Raw genomic sequence first — 26,260 nt, 5'->3', positions numbered from 1 at the left:
CGTGCGCGGCAGATCGTTATCATCCATTTTGGACAGTCACGGGGCCGGACCGCTGCGCGGACACCGGGTTCTTCTCGACAGTACTCCCAACGAAGCTCGTCGACATAGGGATCGAGAGCGAATTCCGCCGCACACCAAGCGGATCAGCTTCGGAAATCGATTCCCCCGGCGGCCGGCGAATCTTCGAGCGGGTTTAACGATCCCGCCTCGCGGCCAACGCCTGAACCGCACGCGTCCGATCGCCGAAGACGGGGGGATCCGATGACCCGCCAACAGACCAGCGTCCCCGCACAGCAGCAGCAACCGCCGGGAGCCACCGGCGAGATGACGCCGCGACCGCGCGACGAGATGCGCGACTACGAGGGACGCGGGCTGCTGCAGGACAAGCGCGCCCTGATCACCGGCGGCGACTCCGGGATCGGCCGGGCCGTCGCGGCCGCGTTCGCCAAGGAAGGAGCCGACGTCGCGATCGTCTACTTCGGCGACTCCGAGGACGACGACGCCCGGCACACCGCCGGGCTCGTGACCGCGCAGCAGCGGCGTTGTTCGCTGCACAAAGGAGATCTGGGCTCGCGCTCGGAGTGCGAACATCTGGTGACCGAAGTGGCCGGAGAGCTCGGCGGGATCGATTTGCTGGTCAACCACGCCGGAACGCAAGCCGTGGAAAGCGATTTCACCGAGATCACCGACGAGCAGTTCGACCGCACTTTCAAGGTCAACGTCTACGCGCCGTTCTGGGTGATCCGCGCCGCGCTGCCGCACATGGGCGACGGCGGCTCGATCATCAACACCGGCTCGGTGAACGGACTTCGCGGCAACAAGTCGATGATGGACTACTCGGCCAGCAAGAGCGCGGTGCACACGCTCACCAAGTCGCTGGCGCAATCGTTCGCCGGACGCGGGATCCGGGTGAACTGCGTGGCACCCGGTCCGGTGTGGACACCGCTGATCCCGTCGACGATGCCGGCGGAGAAGGTCGAAGGGTTCGGCGAGCAAGCCCCGATGGGCAGGCGCGGTGAACCGGACGAGATCGCCCCGTCCTACGTGTTCTTCGCCGCGGACCGGCTTTCCAGCTACTACACCGGCGAGGTGTTCGCCCCGGTGGGCGGCGAAACCCACCCCGGCTGACCGGCCGAAAGCGGCGCGCAGCCAGGCATTCGGGGCGGGCGGCACAGCCACCCGCCCCGTGCGCTTCGGCCTCGTCTCACCGGCCGGAGCGGAAGGTGAAGCGGACCTTGCCCACCCAGATCTCGTCACCGTCGGAGAGTTCGGCCCGATCCACCACGTGCCGGTTCAGGTAGGTGCCGTTGAGCGAACCGGCATCGGCGACGACGAACTGGTCGCCAACGCGGTGGATCTCGGTGTGGTAGCGCGAAACCGTGACGTCACCGAGCACGATGTCGCAATCGCGGTGCCTGCCCAGCACGGTGCACGCGCCCGCCAGCGGGAACTCGGAGCCCTTGTCCGCCCCGCGGGCGACGACCAGCGCGGCCACCTCGCTGCGGGGCCCGCCCTGCTGCGCGGGCACCTCGGCGGTGCCCGGCCGATCGGCCCGCGGCGCGGGCACCTGGACCGTTCCCGCGGTGTGCTGCCGCTCAGCTTGGTCGAACGGGGTTTTCGGGGCGCCGTACGGGGTTCGGATCATCGTCGTTCTCCTTGCGCGGACCACTCGGATCGTGCAGTTCCAGAGTGGCCGCTCGAACGGATTATTTCACCGGGTACTTGGTCCTGAGCCGGGTGTCATCGGACACACCAGGTCACTGGTCAAGCACGCAACGAATCCTCAACGGCGCCGACACCGTGCTTTTGAAGGCCGATCCCCAGCCCGTCACTCACATTTCGTGAGCGGTCGGCGCGAGCGGCAGGCCGCAGGCGCCTTGCAGTCCCCCGGATCTCCGCCGCGGACGCGAAAATGGGGGCCGGTCTGCCGCCCCGACCACGGCAGACCGGCCCCCGACCGGCGCTTCCGACTCAACCCCCCTCGTCCGGGCTAAGCCGGATGCGCCTCGCTCACGTGCAGCGGGGTCCCCTGCATGCACGTGGTTGGCGCGCCGGGTTCCGGATGGCCACGCACCACCAGGTGCGCACCAGGTTTGACCACCGCCGGATCCCCTCCGAGCAACAGGTACGGCGAGCGGCCTTGCGCGGGGAGCACCATGCAGCGGGACTCGACCCCGGATTGGACCTTGCCGGTCACCGTGATCTCCCCGCCTGCTCCCGCCGGAGTCGTCGCCCCCAGCATTCCGGCCGTGCACACGAGCAGAAATCCTGTGGCTACCCACCGCGATGTCCTCATGCCGCTCATTGCACAGGCGCTGCGGCCGGTTCGCCACTTGACCAACCCCCGCCCGCGATGAACCGGGCGTCCGCTCGGATAATCGGGTGCATGACGCGCAACTCCGCCCCGGCGCAGCAGACCGCGACGGTGGCCGTCGAGCCGAGCTACCGGCGCTACGGCGCCTGGATCGGGCTGCCGGTGGCCGGCGGGCTGCTCGGCTGCCTGGTGACGTTGCTGGCCGGTTGGGTCGCCGGGCTGCCGTGGGCGCCGTTCCAAGGGCCGTTCGAGCTGGTGGCCTCGCTGCCGCAGCCGCACGGCACGCTCGCGGTGGCCGGTTTCGGGATGGTCGCCGGGCTCGGCTTCGCCTCCTACATGGCCACTGATCGGCTCGCGGTGTCGGTGACGGCCGAGGGCGTGGAGCTGCGCCGCGGGAGGCGGCCCGCGCAGACGATCGACGGGACCTGCGTCCGCACGGCGTTCGCGGGCGGCGGAACGCTGGTGCTGCTGGACGACGACGGGGACGAACTCGCCCACGAAGCCACCGCCATCCCGGTCCACACGCTGCGCGAGGCTTTCCGGGCGCACGGATACCGGTGGAGCCAAGGCGACCCGCACGCCGGTGAGTACCGGTTGTGGGCCGAGGACGATCCGGATGTAGGGGTGCGAGCGAACTCGCTGCTGCGGACCCGCAAGCACGCGCTCGCCAAGCGGCACGGAGCCGAGGCGGCGCAGCTGCGCGCCGAACTCGCCCGCGCCGGATACCTGGTGCACGACCGCAAGAAGCAGCAGTACTGGCGGCCGCGCCCGAACCGCGCGGACGGCTGAGGCGACCCCCGAGCGCTACGCGGCGCGCGAGCGGACCGGCGACTGAGCCGCCGGCCGCTTCGGGCGGGCTCCCGGGATCAGTCCTCGAACAGCGGGCCGCGGTGCACCTTGTGCTGCGCGGCCTGCGCCACCGGACGCAGCACCAGGCGATCAACATTGACGTGCAGCGGCTGCGCCACCGTCATCTGGATCACCCCGGCGACGTCATCGGCGGTCAGCGGCCGGTCCACGTTCTCGTAGACCGCGTCGGCCTTGTCCTGGTCACCGCGGAAGCGGTTCACCGAGAACTCGTCGGTGTGCACCATCCCCGGCTGGATCTCGATCACCCGCACCGGGTCGCCCGCCAGCTCCAGCCGCAGCGTCTCGGTCAGCGCGTGCGCGCCGTGCTTGGCGGCGCTGTAACCGCCGCCGCCCTCGTAGTTCACGTACGCGGCGGTCGAGGTCAGGTTCACGATCGTGCCGCCGCCCCCGGCGCGCAGCAGCGGCAGCAGCGCCTGGGTCACGTGCAGCACGCCGAGCACGTTGACCGAGAACATCCGCTGCCAGTCCTCGGCGTGGCCCTCGGCGACCGACTCCGAACCCCACGCGCCACCGGCGTTGTTGATCAGCACGGCGCAGTCGTCCAACTCGGCGGCGAACGCGGCCACGGAGTCCTTGTCGGTCACGTCCAGCGCCAGCGCGCGTCCGCCGATCTCGGCGGCCAGCGACTCCAGCCGGTCCTGGCGGCGGGCCGCCACCACCACGTCGTAACCATCCGCTGCCAGCCTGCGGGCGGTCGCCGCACCGATCCCACTGCTCGCTCCGGTCACCACGGCGGTCTGTGCCACGTGAACTCCCCTGCTCGACTACCTGCGCGATAACCCTAGGAAACCCGGTCGGCAGTGGGCCAACCTGGGGGCTCGCGGTCTCCGCGCACCGGTCATTTCGGTCCGAATCCTCCGAAACGCCCCACCCGGCACGCCCGATCCGCTAGCTTGATCGCAAGTCCTGACCAACGGCGATCCGCGCACCATCCGCAAACTCTTCCTAGGTGAGGCCCGCTGTGCTCTACGGCATCGACATCTCCCACCACCAAGGCGCGTTCGACCTGGCCCGCACCCGGGCGGAAGGGTTCGACTTCGCGTTCTTCAAGGCCACCGAGGGCAGCTCGTTCGTCGACTCCCGGTTCGGCGCCAACCTCGAAGCAGGACGCGCCGCCGGGCTGCTGGTGGCCGCGTACCACTACCAGCGCGGCGATTCCAGCGCCGAGGCGCAGACCGCGCACATCACCGCGACCGTGCCCGCCGACGTGCCGGTGATCCTCGACGTGGAGGACGGCGGAGGCGGGGCCGACCTGTCCCGCGACATCATCGGGCGGCTGGTGGCCGCCGGGTACCGCTCCCCGCTGCTGTACCTGCCGCGCTGGTACTGGGAGCAGATCGGCTCGCCGGACCTGACCGGGCTGCCCGCGCTGTGGTACTCGCGCTACGCGAGCAACGAAGGCGGCTACGCCAGCGAGATCTACGAGCGCTACCGCGACTTCTACGACGCGCAGTGGGGCGGCTACGGCGGCCTTGGCGTCGCCGTCCTGCAGTTCACCAGCTCCGCGACCGTGGCCGAGCAGTCCCCGGTGGACGCGAACGCCTTCCGCGGCACCCGCGAGGAGCTCGCGGCCCTGCTCGGCTAGGCCGAAGCCCTGGAGTGAACGGACTGTTGGTCCCAATAGACTGGACGAACAGGCCGTTCACTCGGACTGCGCGCGAGCGTCATCCGCCGGGAGCGATCGTCCGTGGAACGAACGGACCGTTCGCCCAATGCGGATGGGCGAACGGTCCTCTAGCTGCGATCAGTCCGCGCCCTCGCGCGCGGCGCTAGTTGTCGCTGCCGGTGCCCGCGTCCAGCGGCCGGATGTCGTTGCGGTCGTCGGAACTGGGCACGTCGCCGGGCAGCGAGACGGTCCGCGGCAGCGGGCCGGGCGTCCAGGTGCCCCAATGGGTTTCCTGGTGCGTGCGCATCGCCGCCTCCGCGGGCAGTGCGCTCGGTTCGTACGGGTCGACCGCGTACAGCGTGCCCCAATCGCGGTTGAGGTCGTCCTTCATGTACGTCGGCAGTTCCCGCATGCTCGCGGTGACGTTCATCCAGCCGAACGGCCCGCCCTTGTCCGGCGACGACCAGCCCTGGCCGATGGCGCGCACGCCCGCACCGCCCGCGACGCGGAACCGCGGCATCTCGGCGATGCCGTTGTTCAGACCGGACAGTTGCAGGCAGGGGTGCACGAACGCGGCCGACCAGTCCACGAACGTCGGGCTGTCGCCGACCACGTCGGTCATGTTCGTCAGCTGCGGCGCGCGGGGTGCGCTGACCGCCTGCCAGCCGCGCGGGGACACCGACTGGTCCACGGCGACGATGCGCATCTTCGTGGTGCCCTCGGCCTTGCCGTCCACGACCAGCCGCTTGTCCCGCCAGTTCGGCCCGCCGGGCTGCAGCAGGTAGCGACGGTCGGTGATCTGGAAGCCCTCCGGGCTGTCCTTGCCGAACTCCACCGCCAGCGAGTTGGCCCCGCCCTCGATGCCGGCCATCGCCAGCACGATCGGCACTTCACCGCTGGCCGCGCGCTGCGGCACGTCGTACCACTGGGTGCGCAGTTCGCCGGTGCCGCGCTGGGTGTAGCTGCCCCACACCGGAGCGTTGTCCCCGCCGAACTGGTACGGCGGCTTCCAGTCCGGTTCTTCGGTGGTGGTGCCGTTGCCGGGCGGCAGGCCGGAGCGGTTGAAGCCGGTGAGCTTCGCGTTCAGGTAGTCCTCGGGCGATTCCTCGCCCTCCAGCCGGTTCGACGGCACCGGCACGTCCGGATCGACCGCCGGAGCCGCCTTCGCCGGCTGCTTGTCGGCGACCTTGAGCATCCCGGCCTGCGGGTTGGTCTCCGCGTAGACGTAGTCGGACAGCCCGCAGCTGCCGCCGGTCATCGCGTTGATGTTGTCCCCGCCGAGGCTGTAGCCACCGGCGCGCTTTTCGACCGCCGCGCCGAACGCGGCCAGCTCGCTGAGGATCAGCAACGCGCACAACAGCGACAACGGCGCGGTACCCAGGCGCAGCGCGCGGCTGCGGTGCTCCACCCCGCCCGGCGGCGCGAGCCGCTTGTCCGCCCGCACGTGCTCGACGAACGCGATGATCGCCGCGATCAGCGCCACCGCAAGCAGCAGCGTGCTGGCCTCGTAACCGCCGATTTTCGGCGTTTCCTCGGACCAGCGCACTCCCCACCCGGACACGTACCACCAGGCGTTCGGCCCGGTGGCCGAGAACGCGCAGATCACCATGAGCCCGGAGAAGAACGCCGCCCGGTTGCGCCGCGAGCGCAACACGGTGGTGCTCGTCGCCAACGCGGTCAGCGCGGCCAGCGCGCCACCGACGGCCGCGAAGATCCCGAAGTGGTGGGTGTGCTTGGTCTGCGTCATCGCCAGCGCCACGAACGACATGCCCGCCACCGCCAGCAGGCGGCGGCTCGGCCCGAGCGCGGCACCGCGGATCCGGTTGCGCCGCAGCAGCACCACCGCGCAGGTCACCAGGCAGAGGATCACCAGCAGCACCGGGAACCGGCGGGTCAGCGAACCGTCCGGGATCGGGCTGAACAGCATGTTGTAGCGGTTCAGCTCCTGGTACCACTTCTCGCTCGGCCCGAGGTCGATCTTCAGCGAGGTCGCCTCGGAGATCGTCTGCCAGGTCTGGTCCCACACCAGCAGGTTCAGCACCACGAACCCGGCCGCCGAGATCGGCGCCAGCACCGGTAGCCAGCCGAACTCCTTCACCCGCCTGCCCAGCAGCTTCAGCAGCGGTTTCAGCGCGGCCACGAACGGCAGCACGGCGACGATCCCGTGCGGCCCGGCACCGACCGCGAGCGCTGCCACGACCAGCCCGAGCGCGGCGGGCATCAACCGGCTGGTGGCCACCGCGCGTTCGACCGCGCAGAGCGCGGCCAGCGAGAACACCACGATGACCGGCTCGGAGCGCAGGCCGTTGTTGTACGGCAGCCAGAACGCGAGGAACACCGCGGCCGCGGCCCAACCGGCGGCCTGGCTGCGGCGGACCTGCTGGCCGAGCCGGGGCAGCACTTCGCGGCTGATCAGCATCCAGCTCACCAGCGCCATCAGCAGCGCGGGCAGCCGCATCCACGGAATGGCCGTGGAGACCTTCACCCACAGCGCGTAGACCTCGTAGAACCAGCCCCACGGCGCTTCCGGGTTGGCGAACCAGCGGTAGTAGTTGCTGATGTAGCCCGCGCTCTCACGCGCTCGTGCGATCGCCATCGTGTAGCCGTCGTCGGAGCTCATCGCCCCGATCAGCCACCAGATCAGCAGCGAGCCGATCACCGCGACGTCCGGCAGCGTCGGTTTCCACCATCCCGGCTGCACCCAGCGCGGTGGTCGCCGCCCGGCGCGGGTGTCCAGCTTGCGCAGGCACACCACCGAAGCGACGAAGGCCACCAGCGCCAGCGCGATCACCGCGAGCTTCAGCGCGGTCGGCGAGCTCTCGAAGCGGTTGTCCACCTGGGCCTCGAACGAGAGCCCGTCGACCTGGTCGGTGCGCGCGTTGAGGTCCGAGTAGATCCCGGTCAACTGTGGACGGTGATCACCGGCGATGTTGGTGAGCACGTTGTCCCCGACGCGGGCTTTGAACCCGACGGCGTCGGAATGCAGGTCCAGCGCGCACCCGCCCGCCGGGATCGGCACCGTGTTGATCTGCTTGCCCTGGGTCAGCAGCGTGATCAGGCCGTTGTCGACCTGCAGCGTCAGCCCGGTGAGCCTGCCGTAGTCGGAGTCCGGCGGGTTGGTGCTCAGCAGCGTCGCCGGACCGTTGGTGCGCGCGTCGAGGTCCTGCGCGCTCGAGCACGGGATCTGGGCGTCCAGCCAGACCGGGGAGAACGTGACCAGCGGAGCCGACACCGGCGTGGTGCCGCTGGCGGTGGGCCAGCGCAGCGTGGTGATCTCGTGGGTCACCGGCAGGAACGGCACGGCCAGCGACAGCACGGTGCCGAGCAGGCCGAACAGCGTCGCCAGCAGCTTCAGCCGCCGCAGCGGCCGGCGCGGGCGGCTCTCGGCGGCGGCCTCCGAGGGCGGCGCGGAATCCGCCGTCGCCTGATCGGTGTCATCTTTCTCCGCATTGAGCACGCCCGGAGAATAGTCGCCGCCGTTGCGGGCTCGGCGGAGCATTGGCCGTCGTGTTGGAGGCGCCACACGGCTCGACGAAGCGGCCGCCGGAATCGACGAACGAACTCAGGTTCTTCTCAGTGTCCTGTGATCAACCGGTGACCGGAATGACGTCGCATCGCAGTTCGATTTCCGGTTTCGCCGGGCTCCGCCCGCGCCGCGGCCAGCCATGATCACCCGGTGTGATGCCGATGCGCGCGATCGGCACCGATATCTTCGCCGCGGCTTGTCGGCGTTGCCGCGGGAAAGTCCTGTTTCGCGGCAACACCGGCGATACCGGGCGCGGGGAAATGCCAGGGCGGCGTTCGTTCAGCCGCTCTCGGGCGTTTCCGCGGCGATCCGGGGTGGCCGGTCGTGGTTCAGCGGCGGTGGTTCTTCCTCGAACGGCTCCACCTGCACGCGGGTCTGCTGCCCGGCGCAGCCCTGCGACAGCGCCGAGGTCGGCCGGTCGGGGGTGAGCACGTTCGGATTGCCGTGCACGCACCAGGAGCCGCCGGGCTGCCCCGGGTGGTCCACGGGGTCGTACCAGGCCCCGGTCGCCAGCACCGCGACGCCGGGCAGCACGTCCTCGGTCAGCAGTGCTCCGGCCAGGCAAGCGCCGCGGTCGTTGAACACGCGCACCACGTCGCCGTCGGCGATGCCGCGGCCGCGCGCGTCCGCCGGGTGCAGGCGCAGCGGCTCGCGGCCCCGGATCTTCGACGAGCGGCTGAGCGCGCCGACGTCCCCTTGCCCGTGCAGCCGGGTACGCGGCTGGTGGGCGATCAGCCGCAGCGGCAGGCGCGCGTCGTGCAGACCGTCTGCCGGTTCGCGCCACACCGGGTGCCCGGGCACGTCCGGCAGGCCGAATCCGGCGATGGTCGCGGAGCGCAGTTCGATCCGGCCGCTGGGCGTGGCCAGCGGATGCGCTGACGGGTCCGCGCGGAACTCGGCCAGCGGGGTGGGCCGGTCGCGTTGCGGCAGCACGTGTTCGCCCGCCGCCCAGAACTCGGCGAACGCCGGCGCCTCGTGGCCCTGCTCCAGCATCCGGTCCCGCCAGTCCGAATAGAGGTGTTCGAGCCATTCCTGCGACGTGCGGCCTTCGGTGAACGCCGCACCGGTACCGAGCCGCTCGGCCAGCGCGGCGAAGATGTCGTGGTCGTCGCGGGCCCGCCCGACCGGATCCAGCACCCGGTGCATGGCGATCAGCCTGGTGTCCCGCCTGCCAGCGCCGATGTCCGCGCGTTCCAGCGTGCTCGTCACCGGCAACACGACGTCGGCGTGCCGCGCGGTGGCCGTCCAGTGCGGTTCGTGCACGATCACCGTGTCCGGCCGCTGGAACGCCCGCCGCAGCCGGTTGAGGTCCTGGTGGTGGTGGAACGGGTTGCCGCCCGCCCAGTACACCGCGCGGATGTCCGGGTAGGTCAGCCGCTGCCCGTCGTAGTCGTAGGTCTCGCCGGGGTGCAGCAGCATGTCGGCGATCCGCGCCACCGGGATGAACGTCTCGACCGGGTTGGTGCCCTGCGCCAACGTCGGCAGCGGCAGCAGCGGGCCGGGGTCGCCGACGTCGCCGCTGGAGCCGTAGCCGTGGCCGAATCCGCCGCCCGGCAGTCCGATTCCACCGAGCATCGCCGCCAGCGCCAGGCCCGCGTGCAGCGGCTGTTCGCCGTGCTCGATGCGCTGCAGCGACCAGCTCACCGTCACCAAGGTGCGCCCTGCGGCCATCCGGCGGGCCAGCGCCCGAATCTCGTCGGCGGGCACGTCGCACAGCCCGGCGGCCCACTCCGCGTCCCGCTCCGGACCGTCCGCGCCGCGCAGGTAGTCGGCGAACCGGTCGAAGCCGACCGTGCAGCGGGCGAGGAACTCCTCGTCGTGCAACCCCTCGGTGAGCAGCGTGTGCGCGATGCCGAGCATGAGCGCGACGTCGGTGGCCGGGCGCACCGGCAGCCACTCGGTCCGCGCCGAGTCCGGCAGGTCGCTGCGCAGCGGGCTGACCACCACCAGCTGCACGCCGCGGGAATCCCAATCGGCCAGCGTCCGCGACGTGCTGTGCTCGGTGACACCGCCCGGGCTGATCTGCACGTTCTTCGGCGGCATACCGCCGAATGCGACGACGAGGTCGGTGTGCTCGCGGATGGTCTGCCAGCTCTCGCCGCGGTGCAGGTACGTGCCCGCGTCTCCGACCAGGCGCGGCAGCAGCACCGATGAAGTCCCGAAGCTGTAGGTGTTCCGGGACGCGGTGTAGCCGCCGATGGTGTTCAGGAAGCGGTGCAGCTGGGACTGCGCGTGGTGGAAGCGCCCGGCGCTCGACCAGCCGTAGGAGCCGCCGTAGATCGCCTCGTTGCCGTGCCGTTCGCGGACCCGGCGCAGCTCGCCCGCGACGAGGTCGAGCGCGGTGTCCCAGCCCACGGAGACGAACTCCTCGCGACCGCGTCGATCCGAGGGACCGGCGCCGCCTTCGAGCCAACCGCGCCGGATCGCCGGGCGCTCGACCCTGGTGGCGTGGTGCACCGCGGTCGCGACGTTGCCGAGCAGCTCGGACGGGGCCGGATCGGCCGGGTGCGGGCCGATCTCCAGCGCGCCGTCCGGGTCGACGCGGGCGCGGTAGGCACCCCAGTGCGAGGTCGTGGACCGCCAGGAACTCATGCCGCCGAATCTAGTTGTGCTCGGTGCGGGGCCGGGCTGGGCCGCGGGTGCCGGTAGGCGCCGGGTCCGCGGCACGGGACCGGAGGAGCTGGTGCAGAGGCGCTGCCTCGGGCGCGCCGATTCCGGAGCGCCGGCTCGGGGCGCGTTCGATCTTCCGGCGGTTGCGGCGAGGCGGTGCGGCGACTTCCGGTGCGGCGCCGCGCGGCGCCGTCGCATCGTCAGCCGGTCACGCGCGGAGCGTCACGCCTGGTAGAGCCCGTCCAGCTGCTCGCGGTGGTGCTCGGTCAGCACCTTGCGGCGGATCTTGCGGGTCGGCGTGAGCTCACCGGCCTCCTCGGTCCACTCGTCCGCGGCCAGGCCCCAGGAGCGGACGTGCTCCACCCTGGCGAGCTTCGCGTTCGCCGCCCGCACGGCACCGGCGAACTCGGCGCGCAACCGCGGATCGGTCAGCAGCTGCTCGCGCCCTGCCGCGGCGAGCCCGCGGGCGCCGGCCCAGCGCGCCAGCTCGTCCGGGTCCGGCATCAGCAGCGCCACCAGGTGCGGGCGGTCGTCGCCGTGCACCATCGCTTGCCCCACCAGCGGGTGCTCCACCAGCAGCGACTCCACCGCGACCGGGCTGATGTTCTTGCCGCCCGCGGTGACGATCACCTCCTTCTTCCGGCCGGTGATCTTGAGCTGGCCGTCCGCGGTGAGTCGCCCGAGGTCGCCGGTGCGCAACCAACCGTCCACTGTGAACAGATCGGCGGTCGCCTCCGGCAGGTTGCGGTAGCCGGACGTGCACAGCGGCCCGCGCAGCAGCACCTCGCCGTCCTCGGCCAGTTCCAGTTCCACGCCCGGCATCGCCGAGCCGACCGTTCCGGACCGGTCGGCGTCCGCCCGGTGCATCACCGCGGCGCCGCAGGTCTCCGAGAGCCCGTAAACCCCGGTCAACCCGAGCCCGATTCCCGCGAAGAACCGCTCCAGTCCCGGCGGCAACGGCGCCGCACCGACCGCGCGCACCGCGCACCGGTCCAGCCCCAACGCCGCCGGGATGCGGTGCAGCACCGCGCGATCCGCCAGGCGTGCCAACGCCTTCCGGCCTCGTGTCGCGTCCGGTTCGGCACCGGCGGTTCCTGCGCGCAACGCCCAGCGGCCGAGGCGAGCGCGCAATCCGCCCTGCTCGGCGAGCTTCGACTCGATGCCCGCGCGCAGCTTCTCCCAGACCTGCGGGACGCCGAAGAAGATCGTCGGGCGCACTTGCGGGAGCCGCTGCGGCAGTTCCTTGACGCTGGCGCAGAAGTGCGTACGCCCACCGCAACGCAGCGGCAGGTAGACCGACAGCACCCGCTCGGCCACGTGCGCCAGCGGCAGGTACGACAGGCTCACCACCTGGTCCGGCAATCCGGCCACCCGGGCCAGTGCCTCGACTTCGTAGAGCAGCGCGCGGTGGCTGAGCCGGACGCCCTTCGAGCGGCCGGTCGTGCCGGAGGTGTAGATCAGCACCGCGGTGTCCCCCGGGTCCGGCCGGTCGCCAGGTGCTTCGGGCTCCGCGCCGAGTTCCAGGAAGTCCTGCCAGTCCAGCACCCGGCCGCCGAAACCCGCCGGTGCCGGTGCGCCGGGGACGTCGAGCGCGACGAGCACGTCCAGCTCCGCCGATTCGCCCTGCTCCCCCGACTCGCCCTGCTCCGCCGACTCGTCCCGCTCCGCCGACTCACCCAGCTCGGCAGGCTCGCCCAGCACCGCGCCCCACCGCCGCCAAGCGTCCTCGCCCTCCACGACCGCGAGCTTCGCGCCGGAATCCACCAGCACGTGCCGGATCTGCTCCGGCGCCAGCGTGGAATACAGCGTCGTGGTCGTCGCGCCCGCAGCCGAAGCACCCAGGTCCGCCAGCACGTGTTCCGGCCGGTTGCTCGCCATCAGCGCCACCACGTCACCGGAGCCCACCCCCAGCGAACGCAGCGCCGCTGCCACGCCGAGCACCTGCCCGTGCGCCTGCGACCACGTCCAAGTCTGCGACTCGGAGCAGAAGGCCTGCTCGTCCGGGCGATCGCGCGCCATGTCGGCGAGCAGGTCCGGCACCGTGCGGCCCGCGATCGCCGCCTCGATCTCCGCGCGTTCGGCCTGCACCGGCGTCATCGGCGCCTCCTCGCTCACATCCGATCTGTTCCGATCACGTTAAGCCGATCGGCCGTGCGGGCTATGACACCGGCGGTCAAGTGATTGATACTTCCGGCCATGCCGCAACGAAGCGACACCGCGCAACCCTCCGAGCAGAACACCCGTCCCGCGATCCCGGACCCGGTCGTGCGCGACTGGGACTTCCCGCGCAGCACGACCAGCGCCCAGCTGCTGACCCGGTTCGCCGCCGCCGAAGGGGTGCCGCCGGAGTCGCTGCTGTGCGGCACCGGGCTCACCGAGGTTGAGCTGGAGGACCCGAACGGGTCCGTGGACGCGCACCAGGAGCTGCGGATCGTGCGCAACCTGGTCGCGGCCCTGCCGGACGACCCGGACCTCGGGATGCGGGCGGGGTTGCAGTACCACCTGACCGCCTACGGCATCCTCGGGTTCGCGTTCATCAGCAGCCCGACCGTGCGGGACGGCATCGCGGTGGCGCTGCGCTACCTGGAGCTGAGCTTCGCGTTCTGCATCCCGCGCATCCGGATGCGCGACGGCGCGCTGCGGGTCGAGCTGGACACCGGAGCGATCCCCGCCGATGTGCGCGAGTTCCTGCTCGGGCGGGACCTCTCGGCGATCTACACGATCATCCGGGAGCTGCTGGACCAGCCGATCCCGCTGCGCGGCGTGCAGCTGTCGCTGCCGGAGCCCGCCGACGTCGCGGAGTACGAGCAACTTTTCGGCACCGCCCCGCAGTTCGGCAGCTCCGCCGACGTGGTGCTGCTCGATCCGGCGCTGCTGGACCACCCGCTGCCGCAGGCCAACGCGCACACCTTGGCGATGTGCGAAGCGCAGTGCCGCGACCTGCTCGCCGAGCGCCGCGAGCGCGCCGGGTTCGCCAAGCACGTCCGCGAACAACTGCTCGCACCGGACGGGGTCCGGCTGAGCATGGAGGACGTGGCCCGCAGAATGCACACCACCGCCCGCACGTTGCACCGCCGGTTGCACGCGGAGGGAACGCATTTCCAGGCGGTGCGCGACGAAGTCCGCTCGGCGCTGGCCGAAGGGATGCTGCGGGACGGGACGCTGTCGGTCGACGACATCGCGATCCGGCTCGGCTACGCCGAAGCGGCCAGCTTCATCCACGCCTTCAAGCGGTGGACCGGCAGCACCCCGATGGCCTACGCGCGCCGCCGGTCGTGAACCGGACCTCGCGGATCAGCGGTATTCCACCTCGGCACCGCGCAACACCGGCCCGACCAGCATCGAGCCCCATTGCGGAACCTCGCGCGCGGGCACGCCCATCGACGGCGCCAGCGTGCTCGACACGGCGTTGCGCTCCTGCGGCGAGTTGATCAGACCGAGCCCGGAGTCCGGCGTCCCGCCTGCCGCGGGCGGCGTGGAACCGTCCTCGATCGGGCCGTCCGGCGGGTACTGCGGCCGGGTTCCGGGATAGTCGTAGCAACGCGGCCCGCGCTGGTCGGAGTACTGCGGCTCGTCCTCGCCCGGCTGGTACGCACCGCGGTTCGGCACGACTTCCAGCTTGATGTGCGCACCGGGTTCGTCGGTGCCCGCGCCGAAGACCTCGTTGACCCGCGGAACGATCCCGCTGACGCTCTGCAGCAGGCACGGGTACTGCGGCGAGTACTTGGACAGCACGTCCAGCGTGGGCCGGGAGGTCTCGCCGAACCGGATCAGGTTCTGGCCGTTGGCTTCGAAGAACTTCGTCGCGTCCCCCGACGTCGTGGTCAGCTGCGAGGTCAGCGTCCGCAGGTTCTGCTGCTGATCCACCAGCGTCCGCGCCGTGGTCGAGAGGTTGCCCAACGCCTGCAGCACGTCCGGCGCCGCCTGCTCGTAGGTCTCCGCGACCCCGACCACCTCGCGCAGGTTCGCCTGCAGATCCGGCAACGACGGATTCAACTCGGACACGTAGGAGTTCAACCGCGAAATCGTGTCGCCGATCGACTGGCCCCGGCCCTCCAGCGCGTGGTTCAGCGAGTTCAGCGTCGTCGCCAGCTCGGCCGGATGGATCGCCTCCAGCACCGGCATCGTGTCCGACAGGACCTGCTCCAGCTCCACCGACGCCCGCGTGCGGTCCTGCGAGATCACATCCCCCGCCTGCAACCGGCCCGCCGGATCCTCGGGCGTGTCCAGCGACACGTACCGCTCACCGAACAACGTCCGCGGCAGCAGCCGCGCCGAAACGTTGGCGGGCAACAACTTCGCCTTGTCCGGCTCCAACTCCAGGTGCACCGCCGAGCCGTTGCGCGTCGGCTCCACTTCGGACACCCGGCCCACGATCATGCCGTGCACCTTCACGTCCGAGTCCGGCAACAGCTGGTTCCCGGTCGAAGCCGCCTCCAACACCACGTCCGTGCTGGAGGTGAACGCGCGCTGATACGTCGCCACCGTCAGGACGATGAACAGCGCCCCGCACAGCAGCAGCGCTAACCCCAGGATTCTCCGCCGCACCGTAGCGCGGGTGCTCGTGTTGCTCATCCGGACCGCCGTCAGCTCGTACCCCGTCGTACCGCGGCCCTCGCAGCGGGCGTGCGAACGCCACCGCGCCAAGGGCCGCACCGGTCGTCCGCCTTGTGGAGCACGGCGCGACGCCGGACAGACGAGAACGCTAAGTCGTACGAGTGATCTAGGTCATGACATCGCCGGTCAGTCGATTGAGCTTTCCGGACAGATCAGCGGTCGGCGAATCGTCCGGATGCGATGCCCCCGGCGGCCGGACGGCTCGCGGACGGATGCGAGTCCCTGCCGCGGTCGAGTCTCTGCTGCAGTCGAAGATCTGCCGCGGTCGAGGACCTGCTGTGGTCGAGAGCCTGCCGCGGTCGGGTGCCGGTAGCGGTCGAGCGTCCGGCGACGAACCGCACGCACGGCCGGTCTGCGCTCAGCGCCGCTCGTCGATTTCCGGGTCGCTGGACTCGGAGGTCGGCATCGGGGTGGCCGCCACGCACGTCACGCAGGGCATGCAACCGCCCTCCGGGACATCGGCGATGGATTCGGGCCGTAGCGCGAGCCCGCAAGCGGTCCGCGCCACCCCGGCGTCCCAGTCGACGGTGGTGATCGCGTGCGCCTCGCGCAGCGAGACGCGGACATGCCTGCGCAGCACCCAAACGCGCTGGTCGGACCCGGTAGCAGCGGGCGCGCGGCGAGGACGTGCGGAGCCTTCGGCAACGCTGGGCATCTTTGCTCCCTCCGTTGTTGAGATTAATCCTAGTGAACGATTAATCTTGTTGTCGAGTCGACCCAAGGAGGGCGCGAGGTGCACACCCCGAACGCGACAACGCACACCCCGGACTTCCCCCGGCACGGCTGGATCTCCGCCGGCCGCTGCGGCCCCAACGGCGGCAACTGCGTCGAGGTGAACGATCTCGGCGCCGGTCGCCCGATCGGAGTCCGGGACAGCAAGAACATCGACGACGGAGTCCTGGTCTTCGACGCCCGCCGGTGGCGGGCTTTCCTGTCGGCGGCCCGCACCGGGGCGTTCGACCTGCCGTGATCACCATCGTCCGGTTGCCCCGGGTCGATTATTCCCCTGAAGGGTGAATCTCGGGGCAATTCAGGCACCGGGCCCGGTGGGCGGTCCCGCCCACCGCCCTCGGCTACCATGATCTGCTTGTCGGGTCAGCGAACGAAGATCGGGGAGTCCGAGTGCCGAGCACGGTGACGTCGCGGCGCAGACAGCTCGGCAACGAGATCCGGCGAGCCCGGATCGCTGCGAGCATGACGCAGCAGGAGGTCGCCGAGCTGCTCGGGTGCCGCCAGGGCAAGGTCAACAAGATCGAGTCCGGCACCGTCGCGGTCAAGCAGGCCGAGCTCAAGTCGATGCTGGAAGCGTTCCAGACCAGCGACACCGAAGCCGAAGTGATGCTGGAGCTGGCGCGCAGCAGCGCAGGCCAGCGCGGCCAGTGGTCCGGCTACCGCTCGGCGGTGCCGCACTGGTTCCGCACCTTCACCGACCTCGAACCGGCCGCCGGGGAGATCCTGAGCTGGCACGGCGAGCGCATCCCCGGTCCGCTGCAGTCCGAGCACTACATGCTCACGCAGTTCAGCGAGGACCGGGCCACCGACGTGACATCGCTGGTGCGCAACCGGCAGGACCGCAAGCAGGTCTTCGACCTGGACCGCCCGCCGTACTACCGGTTCGTGCTGGGCGAGGCCGCGTTCCGCCGGATCCCGGGCGGGCCGAACCCGCCGGTGGCGCTGGACCAGGTCGAGCACCTGCTGGAGCTCGGCGAGCGCTATCCGCGGGTGTTCATCCACGTGCTGCCGTTCGACGTGCGGCTGGCGTTCGTGCCGAACGACTTCACGATGATGCGCTTCTCCGACGCCACCAAGGACTTCGTGTTCATCGAGCACGCCGCCGGCGGGATCTACCTGGACGACGAGAGCGACTTCGAGCTGTTCGTCGACTCCTGGGACCGGCTGCGCGGCGCCGCGCTCGAGGTCAACGAGTCGGTGGAGTTCCTGCAGGGACTGGCCGCGGAGTTCCGCTCGAAGATGTCCTTCTGACCGGGAGCATCACGGTTGGGATTAATTCCGCCCGGGCGCCCGTCACAACCGGCGTCCGGAGGACTACTATGCGTCCCAAGATCACCCGGTCGTGAATGAAGGACCATGCGAATGAGCGATGTGGACGACGACCCGTTCCCCCCGCAGCAAGCGGACTTGAGCAAGCCCAGCGTCGCGCGGGTCTACGATTATTACCTCGGCGGCGACGCCAACTGGGCGATCGACCGCGCGTTCGGGGAAAGCGTCCTGGAGAAGTACCCGTTGCTGCGCCCGATCGCCATCAACAACCGGCTCTTCCTGCACCGCGCGGTGCGGCGGCTGGTCTCGCAGGGCGTGCACCAGTTCATCGACATCGGCTCCGGGGTGCCCACGATGGGCAACACGCACTCGGTGGCCGACGAGGTCGAGCCGGGATCGCGGGTCGTCTACGTCGACCACGAGCCGGTGGCCGTCGCGCATTCGCAGGTCCTGCTGGAGACCGACGGCGACACCGACCGGCACGCGGTGATCAACGCCGATTTCCGCAACCCGGACAAGCTCTGGCAGCGCGCCATCGAGACCGGCGTGCTGGACCTGGAGGAGCCGATCGCGGTGCTGCTGATCGCGGTGCTGCACGTCCAGCAACTCGGCCCCGAGGGCACCGACATCTCCCCGCAGGTGATGGCCCGCTACCGCGAGCTGCTGCCGCCCGGTTCCTTCCTGGCGATCTCGCAGGTCACCGATGACGGCGTGCTGCCGGAAATGGACGAGAAGCTGGTCGGCATCAAGAAGATGTACGACCGCTCCACCAGCCCGGTGATCTGGCGTTCGCAGGAGGAGATCCGGTCGTTCTTCGGCGACTTCGAGATGCTGGCGCCGGGCATGACCTGGACCTCGGAGTGGCACCCGGAGGATCGCAGCCCGAACTACACCCCGGACCTGGACCTCGCGGCGCCGGAAGAGGCCGCGATCTGGGCGGGCGTGGGCCGCAAGCCGCTGCGCTGATCCGCACCTGGGCCGGGGTTCGCAGCGCAGCGCCCCGGCCCCTCCGGCGAGCGGAGCGGGCGGGTCAGTAGAGCCCGGTGTCGACGTGTTCGGCGATCGTGAGGTGCTCGCGCAGCACGCCGAACCGCTCGTAGTTGTCGGCGATCTCCTGCAGCTGCCCGACGACCCGGCCGTCGACCGGTCCGCCGACGCGCTGCTGGCGCTGCGCGACGAGCCCGGCTACCTCCGGCCCGCGGTGGCTGACTTCGCCGTAAACCCGCGCGTTCGCCGCGGGATTCGCCCGCGCCCACTCCAGAGCCCGGTTGTAGCGGGCGATGAAATCGCGGATGGCCGCGCGGCGCGCCGGGTCGTCCAGCGCTTCTTGGTAGGCGTTGATGAAGCTGAGCCCGTAGGACAGCCCTCGCGCGTCACGCAGGATGGTGGCGCCCTGCTCCACCTGCGCCGCCGCGGTGTAGGGGTCCCATGTGGACCAAGCGTCGATCGCCCGGGAACTCAGCGCGGCACTGGCGTTGACCGGCTCGAGGAAGCTGATCCGCACGTCCCGCCCGGAAAGCCCGGCCTCGCGCAGCGCGTTGAGCAGCAGGTAGTGCCCGACGCTGCCGGGCGTCGTCGGGGACACGGTCCTGCCGCGCAGGTCGGCGACGGTGCTGATCGGCGAGCCGGGCGGCACCAGGATCGCCTGCCCGAACGAGCGCTGCGCCCGGGTCGCCGAAACGATCTTCAGGTCGGCTCCGGAGCCGAGCGCGTTCAGCGTCGGCGCGTCGCCTGCGAACCCGATGTCGACGGCGCCGCTGCGCAACGCCTCCAGCAGCGGCGAAGCGGCGGCGAACTGGGACCAGCGCAGCTGGTACGGCACGTCGCCCAGCACGCCCGCGGCGTCCACAAGGGACTGCTGGATCCCGGCTTGGTCGCCGACGGTCAGCGTGACCTTGCTGAGGTCGACGCTGCCGTCCGCGCGCACCGCCGGATCGCCGCCGCACGCCGCGAGGAACATCGGGCTCAGCGCGACCGGCGCGGCGGTCAGCGCGGACAGGAACGAGCGTCGCGAGGTGCTCATGCACTCCTCCGGGGATCGGGCGCGCACGCGCGCCGGCCGCGCCCGAACGGCGGAGCGCGGGATGAGGTGAAGCGGGACCGGGGCGTCAGCGCGGACAGCGCGCGGCGCAGACCCGGGAGAGGTCGACGTGCTCCCGAGTGGTGAGCATCGGCCGGTGCGGCATGCGAGGACCGTAGGTGCCGGAGATCCCGGGGTAAACCCGATCCAACGGGTTGGGAATCGGGTGCGCACGCCCGAACGTCCGCTCCCGGCTGGGCGCGGGTGCCGGGACGGCGCATATGGTGGCGCCATGGCTGAAACGATCACCGCTGAGTTCACCAGCGTCGGTTCCTCCCGCGTGTACCTCGCCCGGCCGGACGACGACGGCGGTGCGGGCATGCTGCTGCTGCCGATGGTCACCGGTGTCAGCGAGCAGGTGCGGGAGTTCGCCGCGGACCTGGTCGGCACCGGGGTCACCGCGCTGTCCTGGGACCCGTGGCAGGGCCCGAACGCCGACGACACCGCGCACGAGAAGCTGTTCGAGCTGATGGGCCGGCTCGACGACGAGACGGTGCTTGCCGAGCTGGAACGCCTGCTCACGCACATGTTCGACGAACTCGGCCTGTCCAGGGTCGGTGTCATCGGCTGGTGCATGGGAGGCCGCTTCGCGCTGCTGCTCGGCGGCCGGGACCAGCGGCTGGCGAACGTGGTGGCCTACCACCCGACGGTGCCGATCCCGCCGGCCGCGAACCACGCGCTGGACGCCGCCGAGCACGCCGCCCGGATCCAGGCGCCGGTGATGATGCTGTACCCGGGTGCGGACCACCTCGTGCCGCGGGAGAGCTTCGACGCGCTCGATTCCGCGCTCAACGGCCGGGAAACGGGGGCCAGCATCGTGCACAACTACCCGGGTGCCGACCACGGGTTCAGCGCCCGCGGCAGGCAGGACAAGGAGGTCAACGCGACCGCCTACAAGCTGTCCTGGCCGCAGGCCCTCGATTTCGTGCGCACCACGACGCGTCCCTGACTCGCGCACCGCTGCCGGCAACGCCGTTTCCGAGTGAACGGACCGTTGGTCCCAACAGATTGGGCCACCGGTCCGTTCGCTCGGGAATTCCGGGCGTGTGCGGGAAGAGAGCTCGTCAGCCCAGCAGGACGGCGACCACTCCGATCACGGGGGCGGCCAGGATCGTGGAGAGCAGGACCGACTCGCGGGCCAGCGTCATCGAAGTCTCGTAGCGCGCGGCATAGGTGAACAGGTTCTGCGCGGCCGGCAGCGCAGAGGTCACCACGACGCCGAACAGCACCGCGCCGCTCAGGCCGAACACGAGCGCGCCGAGCAGCCACGCCACGGCGGGCTGGCCGACCGACTTCAACGCCACCGACAGGAACACCACGCCCCGCTCCGGGCTGCGGCCCGGCGGGTTGCTGCCGCGCAGCGAGATCCCGAAGGCCAGCAGCACCGCGGGCACCGCCATCCCGCCGAGCAGCGAGATCGGGTCGAACAGGCCACCGGGCACCTGCCAGCCGGTCGCGGCGACGGCGACCCCGCCGAGCGACCCGATCACCACCGGATTGCGCAGCGGAGCGGTCAGCCGCGACCACCACGGCCCGCGCGCGCCGGGGCGGGACAGGTCCAGCACCGCCAGCGCGATCGGCGTGATGACCAGTTGCTGCAGCAGCAGGACCGGCGCGACCAGCGACGCGTCCCCCAGCACGTACACCGCGATCGGGATGCCGAGGTTGCCGGAGTTGACGTAGCTGGAGCACAGCGCGCCGATCGTGGTCCGGCCGATGTCCCACCGCCGCAGCACGCCGACCGCGATGAACGTGCCCGCGGTGCTGAACGTGCTCAGCGCCGTGATCACCAGCGGCAGCGAGACCAGCACGGACAGGTCGGCGCCGGCCAGCGTGGTGAACAGCAGTGCCGGGGTGGCCACCGAGAAGGCCAGCCTGCTGAGCACCTCTTGGCCCTGCTCGCCCAGCGAGCCGCGCCATCCCAGCGCGTAGCCGACGGCGATGATGGCCGCGATGACGGAGAACCCGGTGATCACTCCTGTCACGCGGGCTCCGATCCTTCCCTCCGCGGCCGCGGCGGAGAACGCCTGAATCGCCACGGGAGGTTAGCCGAGCGAACCAGTCGGGTGGGTCGCTCGATGAGCTATCTCATGCGCGCGGCTTCAAACCGGCCCGTCGTCGATCTCCCGCGCGCCGCCGAGCGGGCTCGCAACCGCACAAAGTCGTGGGACCGGCCGCTCGGACCGGTCCCACTCGAATCGACTTCCCCGCGTGCTCGGCGAAGGCCCTGCTCTTGGTCGTGCCACTGCTGCCAGTCGTGCCGTCGGGTTCTTGGTCGGGTGCCGGGGCGTGCCCGGCACCCGGGAGTCACTTCGCGCGCAGCTTGCTCATGAACGCCAACCCGGCCACGCTGGCACCGGTCAGGATCATGACCGCACCGGCCACCACGTTGCTCCAGATCAACCCGATGCCGGGCCCCATCGAGGGCACCACCCAGGTCGAGATGATCAGCCAGATGCCCAGCGGCACGGCGACCCAGCTCAACCCGCCGCCCCGCTCGGCCATGCCGGTCACGCCGAGCCCGATGGCCGCGACCACCAGCCCGATGATCAGGTCCTGGTTCCGCATCGCCGGGCTGGTCAGGCTGAACCCGAGCACCCACGGCGAGATCGCGGTCCACACCCCGGCCAGCGCCAAGAGCCCGTCCCCGAGCACCGTCTGCGGCGACCCCAGGGATGACCCGAACTGCCGTTGCATGTCCAGGACATCCGGATGTTCCCGCATCGATCCTTCCTGCGAGGTACGTTGCGCCACGGCCGCTCACCTCCTGTCCGGTCCCGTGTCAGACAACCACCGGGTTTCCGTGCACGAGCGAACGAAACGTACTGCAGCCGGGTGGATGCGCAGCGTGCTCAAAGGCCTAGTTCGGCCACTCCGCACCAGGTCTCGGAGTCCGCCGGTCGCTCACCCGGTGCGGGCACCGCGCGCCACTGCGGGGTCCACACCACGCCGGGTTCGAGCAGCCGCCAGCCGGTGAACAGCTCCCGCACCGCACCGCGATCGCGGTGGGTCACCTCGGTTCCCGCGCGTGCGAGCACGTCGCGCAGCGCACCGGCGACCTCGGGCTTGCGGTCCTGCGTGGTGTGCGAGATGACCAGGCGACTGCCCGCTGCGCAGCGCAACCGGTAGGCCGCCAGCAGGTCCGGCAAGCCCTCGTCGTCGCCGATGTAGTGCAGCACGGCGACCATGAGCACCGCGACGGGCCGGGTGAAGTCGAGCAGCCGCCGCACCGGTTCCGCCTCCAGCACCGCGGCCGGGTCGCGGAGATCGGCCCGCACCATCGCGGCCCGGTCGTTGCGCTCCAGCAGGTGGCTGGTGTGCGCGGCGGCCACCGGCTCGTTGTCGACGTAGACGACGCGCGCGCCCGGATTGCGGGCCTGCGCGATCTCGTGGGTGTTTCCGCTGGTGGGGATGCCGGAGCCGAGATCGAGGAACTGGTCGATGCCCGCCTCGGTGCAATGTTCGACAGCACGGCGCAAGAACGCCCGGTTGGCGCGGGCGACCGCGGGGCCGGTGGGCAGCACGGCGAACACCGCGTCCGCCACTTCGCGGTCGATCTTGAAGTTGTGCGAGCCGTCCAGCGCGTAGTCGTACATCCGCGCCGGGTTGGCGTGCGTGACGTCCACGCCTGGGATCGCTTGCAGCGACGGGACATCCGGGGTTCCGCGCCGGTCGTGCACCGCTCTTCGCGCGGCGGGGACGCGGCCGGTTTCCCGGGCCTGCGGCCGCTGCGTTTGCCGTCCGGTGAGTTCGTCCCCCTGTGCCATCGCGCGCTCCCCTCGCCGCCCCCTGCATCGAGGTTCGGTTGCGGCGTACTCGGGCACAACGGCCGAGCGGCCCAACCGGGTGCCTCCCAGCGGGTGGCGTCGCGCGGCCCGGCGCGCTCAGTCCGGGGAGTCGTTGATGTGCAAGGCGAAGTACAGCTCGTACCGGGCCGACGGGCCGTGCAGCAGGGACCGCTCCAGCACTCCCTCGATCCGCAGGAGGCGTTTGCGCGCCGCGGGAACCGACAGGCCGAGCGTCGCTGCGGCCGGCTCCAGCCGGGCGTCGCCGTCCAGCCACGCCCGCAGCGTCGCCAGCAGATGCCCCTCCGCGGCCAGCAGCGGCGCCAGCTGGCGGTGCGCCCAGGCGCGCACTTCCGCCGTCGTGAGCAGTTCGAGCAGCTCGGTGCCGTCGTCGGCGGCGCGCAGCCCGCGCGGCGGTCCGAGCAGTTGCAGTGCCAGGTGCAGCCGCGATTGGGTGCCGATGTCCCGCAGGTCGCTGCCGAGGATGCGTTCGACGTGCCGCATCCGCGCGGTCAGCGTGTTGCGGTGGATCTTGAGCTGGCGGGCGGCGCCGGTGCCGAAGTTCAGCCACGAACCGAGGGTGCTCAGCAGCGCGCCGGAGTCCGGGTCCTGCGCGCGGCGCGGCTCGAAGTCCAGCAGGCCGGACAGGGTGCGTTCGGCCCACGCCCGGGCGGCCGGGCCCAGCAAGCTCACCAGGTCGCGCTGCGCGGTGAAGACCTCGACCGTTCCGGAACCGTTGCGCGCGACCGCGAGCGCGTGGAACGCCTGCGCGTAACCGGTGCCGACGTCGTGCAACGGCACGACCTGGCTGGCCCCGGCGCGCACGCCCGGTTGCTCGGCGGCGAGCCCGCGCACCTGCCGAACCGCGCCGTCCGGCCGGTCGCCCGGTGCGAGCACGATGGTGTGCTCGACGTAGACCGGGCAGCGCACGATCCACGCCCGGTCACCGGTGGCCTCGCTGATCCGCGCCACGACGGCGTCCCGGGCCGAGACGGCGGACTCGATCACGCACACCGTCACCGATTCCGGGAGGCGGGGCCGCAGGGTGTCGGCGACCCGTTGCGCGTCGTCCTGGCGGCCCAGCATCAGCAGGTGCAGCACCACCTCGCGGATCGCCGTCACGGAGTCGTCGACGCGCCGCAGCGCGCCGCGGGCCGAGTCGGTCCGCCAGCGCAGCCACAGCAGCCGGGCGGCGTCGGTGATCAGCTCACCGGCGCTGCGCAGCGCGGTCTCCTCGGCCGCGACCAGCAGGATCGGCGCATCCGGCTGCTCACCGACCAGCTGCGCGGAGACCACCCGGTCGCGCTGGTGCAACGTGATCGAGCGGGCCCCGCCCGCCCGGATGCGACCGAGGTCTTCGCGCACTGCCGCGAACAGGTCCGGGTCCACCGCAGGTGTCTCCGGCACCGAGCGGTCGTCGGGGCCGAGCAGCGCAGCCGGACCGCCGACGAACCTCGAGAGCCGGCGCAGCACCAGCGCCAAGCCGCCGGGGGCTGCGGCGTCGGCCTGCAGCCCGCGCAGCTGCTCGACCTCCGGTCGTGCCGCTTCGGGGGCCTGTTCGGCCGCCGACGCACCCGAATCGCAATTGATCACTTCACGCACCCGCACCTGTCTCCGCCGCGGCAACCTACCGCACACCGGCGTCGTGTTGATCATCGAACCCGCCGGGCGGTGGTCCGTGACGTTTCCGCCTCCGCAGAGCTATGGTCGAACGACCCGCCGCCGAACTAGATCATTTTCCGGCGAACCGCCGCTGAACAGCGCGACCGGGCAATTTCTTACCGCCGCGCGGCCCGATTGGGCAAGAATGAACTTCCCGCGCGCCATCGGCAGCCCTAAGTTGAGCCACCACGTGAGAGCAAGCGGGTTCGGCCGATCTGGGGGTGCGGCCGAAGCCGTTCCAGCCGCACCGCGAACCCGGCGACACCGCGCCGCCGCCGGGCTCGTGACCGCTCCCCGCGGGCGACCTCCGGAAAGCTCATGCGCCCGCGAGTCTGCTACCCCGGAAGCTCGGGCGATCGGCTCAGGCACCGGAGAACTCCCGCGGGGAGGCGGCGGCCGCCTCGGAGAGACGCCTACGTTCGGCTCTGGTGTTGGTCTTTTTTAAGCGGCGCCAGCCGCTTCCGCCACCCACCTACGCAACGCAACCACCGGCGGGTGAGGTTCCGCGAAGCAACTGCCCACGCAAGCCGACCGCTAAGACAGGCATTCAGAAATCCAGGTCGGCCAGCCCGACCGGATCTCCCGGCAGCCCTTCCGGCGGCCCGGTGCGCAGCGCGTCCAGCAGCAACCGCGCCCGCCGCTCGCGCCCGTCGCCACCGAACTCGTGGTTGAGGTTCTCGCGCAGCAGCAGCGAGCACAGCATGGCCACGTCGCCGGTGCCGACATCGCGGCGCAGCGTGCCTTCCCGCTGCGCGTCCCGCACCACCTCGTCGAGCAGGCGAAGCAGTTCCGCACGCGAACGCGCGCTGAGCTCGTCGGAGGTGATGATCCGGTGCACCTTCGGCGACACCAACGCCAAGTGCACGCTCAGCTGCAACGCGCGGACATGGCGCACGATCCGCACCAGCGCCTGCCACGCGGTCGGCTCGTCCTGCTGCGCCAGCCGGGCCTCGTCCAGCGCCTGGCGGTAGTTGTCCTGGCAGACGCCGCGGATCAACGCCTCGCGGTCCGGGAAGCGGCGGTAGAGCGTGCCGATGCCCACCCCGGCCGCGCGGGCGATCTCCTCCATCGCGACGTCGGGGCCGTGCTCGGCGAACATGCGGCCCGCGGCCTCGATGAGCTGGATCCGGTTGCGGCGGGCGTCGGCCCGCAGCGCCGTATCCGGCACTGTCGAATCGGACGTCATGGG

General features: G+C 71.1%; 22 protein-coding genes. 8 read left to right on the top strand and 14 right to left on the bottom strand.

What is annotated here, in order from left to right; translation table 11 throughout:
- The first annotated feature begins 261 nt into the window (after positions 1–261).
- Positions 262–1,128 (top strand): SDR family oxidoreductase, encoded by an 867-nt coding sequence (locus tag V1457_RS21030; RefSeq protein ID WP_295144084.1) that lies wholly within the window; start codon positions 262–264, stop codon positions 1,126–1,128.
- 76 nt (positions 1,129–1,204) lie between these two features.
- On the opposite strand, the gene V1457_RS21025 is transcribed toward V1457_RS21030, so the two are convergent.
- Positions 1,205–1,645, bottom strand: coding sequence for an FHA domain-containing protein (locus V1457_RS21025; RefSeq protein WP_200070525.1), 441 nt, complete (start codon positions 1,643–1,645; stop codon positions 1,205–1,207).
- Between the two features lie 345 nt (positions 1,646–1,990).
- Positions 1,991–2,296: a hypothetical protein gene (locus V1457_RS21020; RefSeq protein WP_233627506.1), complete on the bottom strand. Its 306-nt coding sequence runs from the start codon at positions 2,294–2,296 to the stop codon at positions 1,991–1,993.
- A gap of 90 nt (positions 2,297–2,386) precedes the next feature.
- Here V1457_RS21020 and V1457_RS21015 point away from each other — a divergent pair, with 90 nt between their 5' ends.
- Positions 2,387–3,103 (top strand): hypothetical protein, encoded by a 717-nt coding sequence (locus V1457_RS21015; protein ID WP_338596222.1) that lies wholly within the window; start codon positions 2,387–2,389, stop codon positions 3,101–3,103.
- Between the two features lie 77 nt (positions 3,104–3,180).
- Here V1457_RS21015 and V1457_RS21010 read toward each other — a convergent pair whose 3' ends face one another.
- A complete protein-coding gene (locus V1457_RS21010; RefSeq protein WP_295145187.1) occupies positions 3,181–3,930 on the bottom strand; it encodes an SDR family oxidoreductase in 750 nt (249 codons plus the stop codon).
- A gap of 203 nt (positions 3,931–4,133) precedes the next feature.
- Between V1457_RS21010 and V1457_RS21005 the strand changes: the two genes are divergently transcribed.
- Positions 4,134–4,769, top strand: coding sequence for a glycoside hydrolase family 25 protein (locus V1457_RS21005; protein WP_295145184.1), 636 nt, complete (start codon positions 4,134–4,136; stop codon positions 4,767–4,769).
- A 184-nt stretch (positions 4,770–4,953) separates the two neighbouring features.
- On the opposite strand, the gene V1457_RS21000 is transcribed toward V1457_RS21005, so the two are convergent.
- The 3 genes from V1457_RS21000 to V1457_RS20990 form a co-directional block, all read right to left on the bottom strand.
- Positions 4,954–8,289: an arabinosyltransferase domain-containing protein gene (locus V1457_RS21000; protein WP_407074706.1), complete on the bottom strand. Its 3,336-nt coding sequence runs from the start codon at positions 8,287–8,289 to the stop codon at positions 4,954–4,956.
- 306 nt (positions 8,290–8,595) lie between these two features.
- Entirely contained in the window at positions 8,596–10,908 is a 2,313-nt protein-coding gene (locus V1457_RS20995; RefSeq protein WP_338596218.1) for a molybdopterin-dependent oxidoreductase, read from the bottom strand.
- A 240-nt stretch (positions 10,909–11,148) separates the two neighbouring features.
- Entirely contained in the window at positions 11,149–13,023 is a 1,875-nt protein-coding gene (locus tag V1457_RS20990; RefSeq protein WP_338596216.1) for an AMP-dependent synthetase/ligase, read from the bottom strand.
- A gap of 99 nt (positions 13,024–13,122) precedes the next feature.
- Between V1457_RS20990 and V1457_RS20985 the strand changes: the two genes are divergently transcribed.
- On the top strand, positions 13,123–14,205 hold the full coding sequence (locus tag V1457_RS20985) for an AraC family transcriptional regulator (protein ID WP_295146242.1): 1,083 nt from the start codon (positions 13,123–13,125) through the stop codon (positions 14,203–14,205).
- A gap of 15 nt (positions 14,206–14,220) precedes the next feature.
- Here the strand turns inward: V1457_RS20985 and V1457_RS20980 are convergent, their stop codons facing one another.
- On the bottom strand, positions 14,221–15,501 hold the full coding sequence (locus tag V1457_RS20980) for an MCE family protein (RefSeq protein ID WP_338596214.1): 1,281 nt from the start codon (positions 15,499–15,501) through the stop codon (positions 14,221–14,223).
- Positions 15,502–15,901: 400 nt separating this feature from the next.
- A complete protein-coding gene (locus tag V1457_RS20975; RefSeq protein ID WP_200070533.1) occupies positions 15,902–16,198 on the bottom strand; it encodes a hypothetical protein in 297 nt (98 codons plus the stop codon).
- 78 nt (positions 16,199–16,276) lie between these two features.
- Between V1457_RS20975 and V1457_RS20970 the strand changes: the two genes are divergently transcribed.
- The 3 genes from V1457_RS20970 to V1457_RS20960 all read left to right on the top strand — a co-directional run bounded on the left by V1457_RS20970 (position 16,277) and on the right by V1457_RS20960 (position 18,510).
- On the top strand, positions 16,277–16,513 hold the full coding sequence (locus V1457_RS20970; protein ID WP_200070534.1) for a DUF397 domain-containing protein: 237 nt from the start codon (positions 16,277–16,279) through the stop codon (positions 16,511–16,513).
- A gap of 152 nt (positions 16,514–16,665) precedes the next feature.
- Positions 16,666–17,526, top strand: coding sequence for a helix-turn-helix transcriptional regulator (locus V1457_RS20965; RefSeq protein WP_200070535.1), 861 nt, complete (start codon positions 16,666–16,668; stop codon positions 17,524–17,526).
- A 111-nt stretch (positions 17,527–17,637) separates the two neighbouring features.
- A complete protein-coding gene (locus V1457_RS20960; RefSeq protein WP_338596210.1) occupies positions 17,638–18,510 on the top strand; it encodes an SAM-dependent methyltransferase in 873 nt (290 codons plus the stop codon).
- A gap of 64 nt (positions 18,511–18,574) precedes the next feature.
- Here the strand turns inward: V1457_RS20960 and V1457_RS20955 are convergent, their stop codons facing one another.
- Positions 18,575–19,567, bottom strand: a complete 993-nt coding sequence (locus V1457_RS20955) for an ABC transporter substrate-binding protein (RefSeq protein WP_233627507.1) — start codon at positions 19,565–19,567, stop codon at positions 18,575–18,577.
- Positions 19,568–19,856: 289 nt separating this feature from the next.
- Here V1457_RS20955 and V1457_RS20950 point away from each other — a divergent pair, with 289 nt between their 5' ends.
- The gene (locus V1457_RS20950) at positions 19,857–20,573 is read left to right on the top strand and encodes a dienelactone hydrolase family protein (protein ID WP_200070537.1); all 717 of its coding nucleotides are present in this window, start codon (positions 19,857–19,859) and stop codon (positions 20,571–20,573) included.
- Between the two features lie 115 nt (positions 20,574–20,688).
- Here V1457_RS20950 and V1457_RS20945 read toward each other — a convergent pair whose 3' ends face one another.
- From V1457_RS20945 to V1457_RS20925, 5 genes are all read right to left on the bottom strand, one after another.
- Complete coding sequence (locus V1457_RS20945; RefSeq protein WP_295139754.1) at positions 20,689–21,609, bottom strand: AEC family transporter; 921 nt, start codon at positions 21,607–21,609, stop codon at positions 20,689–20,691.
- 322 nt (positions 21,610–21,931) lie between these two features.
- Positions 21,932–22,378, bottom strand: coding sequence for an SPW repeat protein (locus V1457_RS20940; protein WP_295139756.1), 447 nt, complete (start codon positions 22,376–22,378; stop codon positions 21,932–21,934).
- Between the two features lie 98 nt (positions 22,379–22,476).
- Positions 22,477–23,391 (bottom strand): SAM-dependent methyltransferase, encoded by a 915-nt coding sequence (locus tag V1457_RS20935; RefSeq protein WP_295139758.1) that lies wholly within the window; start codon positions 23,389–23,391, stop codon positions 22,477–22,479.
- Positions 23,392–23,508: 117 nt separating this feature from the next.
- Positions 23,509–25,011, bottom strand: a complete 1,503-nt coding sequence (locus V1457_RS20930; protein ID WP_338596205.1) for a helix-turn-helix domain-containing protein — start codon at positions 25,009–25,011, stop codon at positions 23,509–23,511.
- Between the two features lie 607 nt (positions 25,012–25,618).
- On the bottom strand, positions 25,619–26,257 hold the full coding sequence (locus tag V1457_RS20925) for a helix-turn-helix domain-containing protein (protein ID WP_338596203.1): 639 nt from the start codon (positions 26,255–26,257) through the stop codon (positions 25,619–25,621).
- Between the last annotated feature and the right edge of the window lie 3 nt (positions 26,258–26,260).

Source organism: Saccharopolyspora sp. SCSIO 74807, from assembly GCF_037023755.1.
Taxonomy (GTDB): Bacteria; Actinomycetota; Actinomycetes; order Mycobacteriales; family Pseudonocardiaceae; genus Saccharopolyspora_C; species Saccharopolyspora_C galaxeae.
This window is presented reverse-complemented; position numbering and strand designations above follow the sequence as displayed.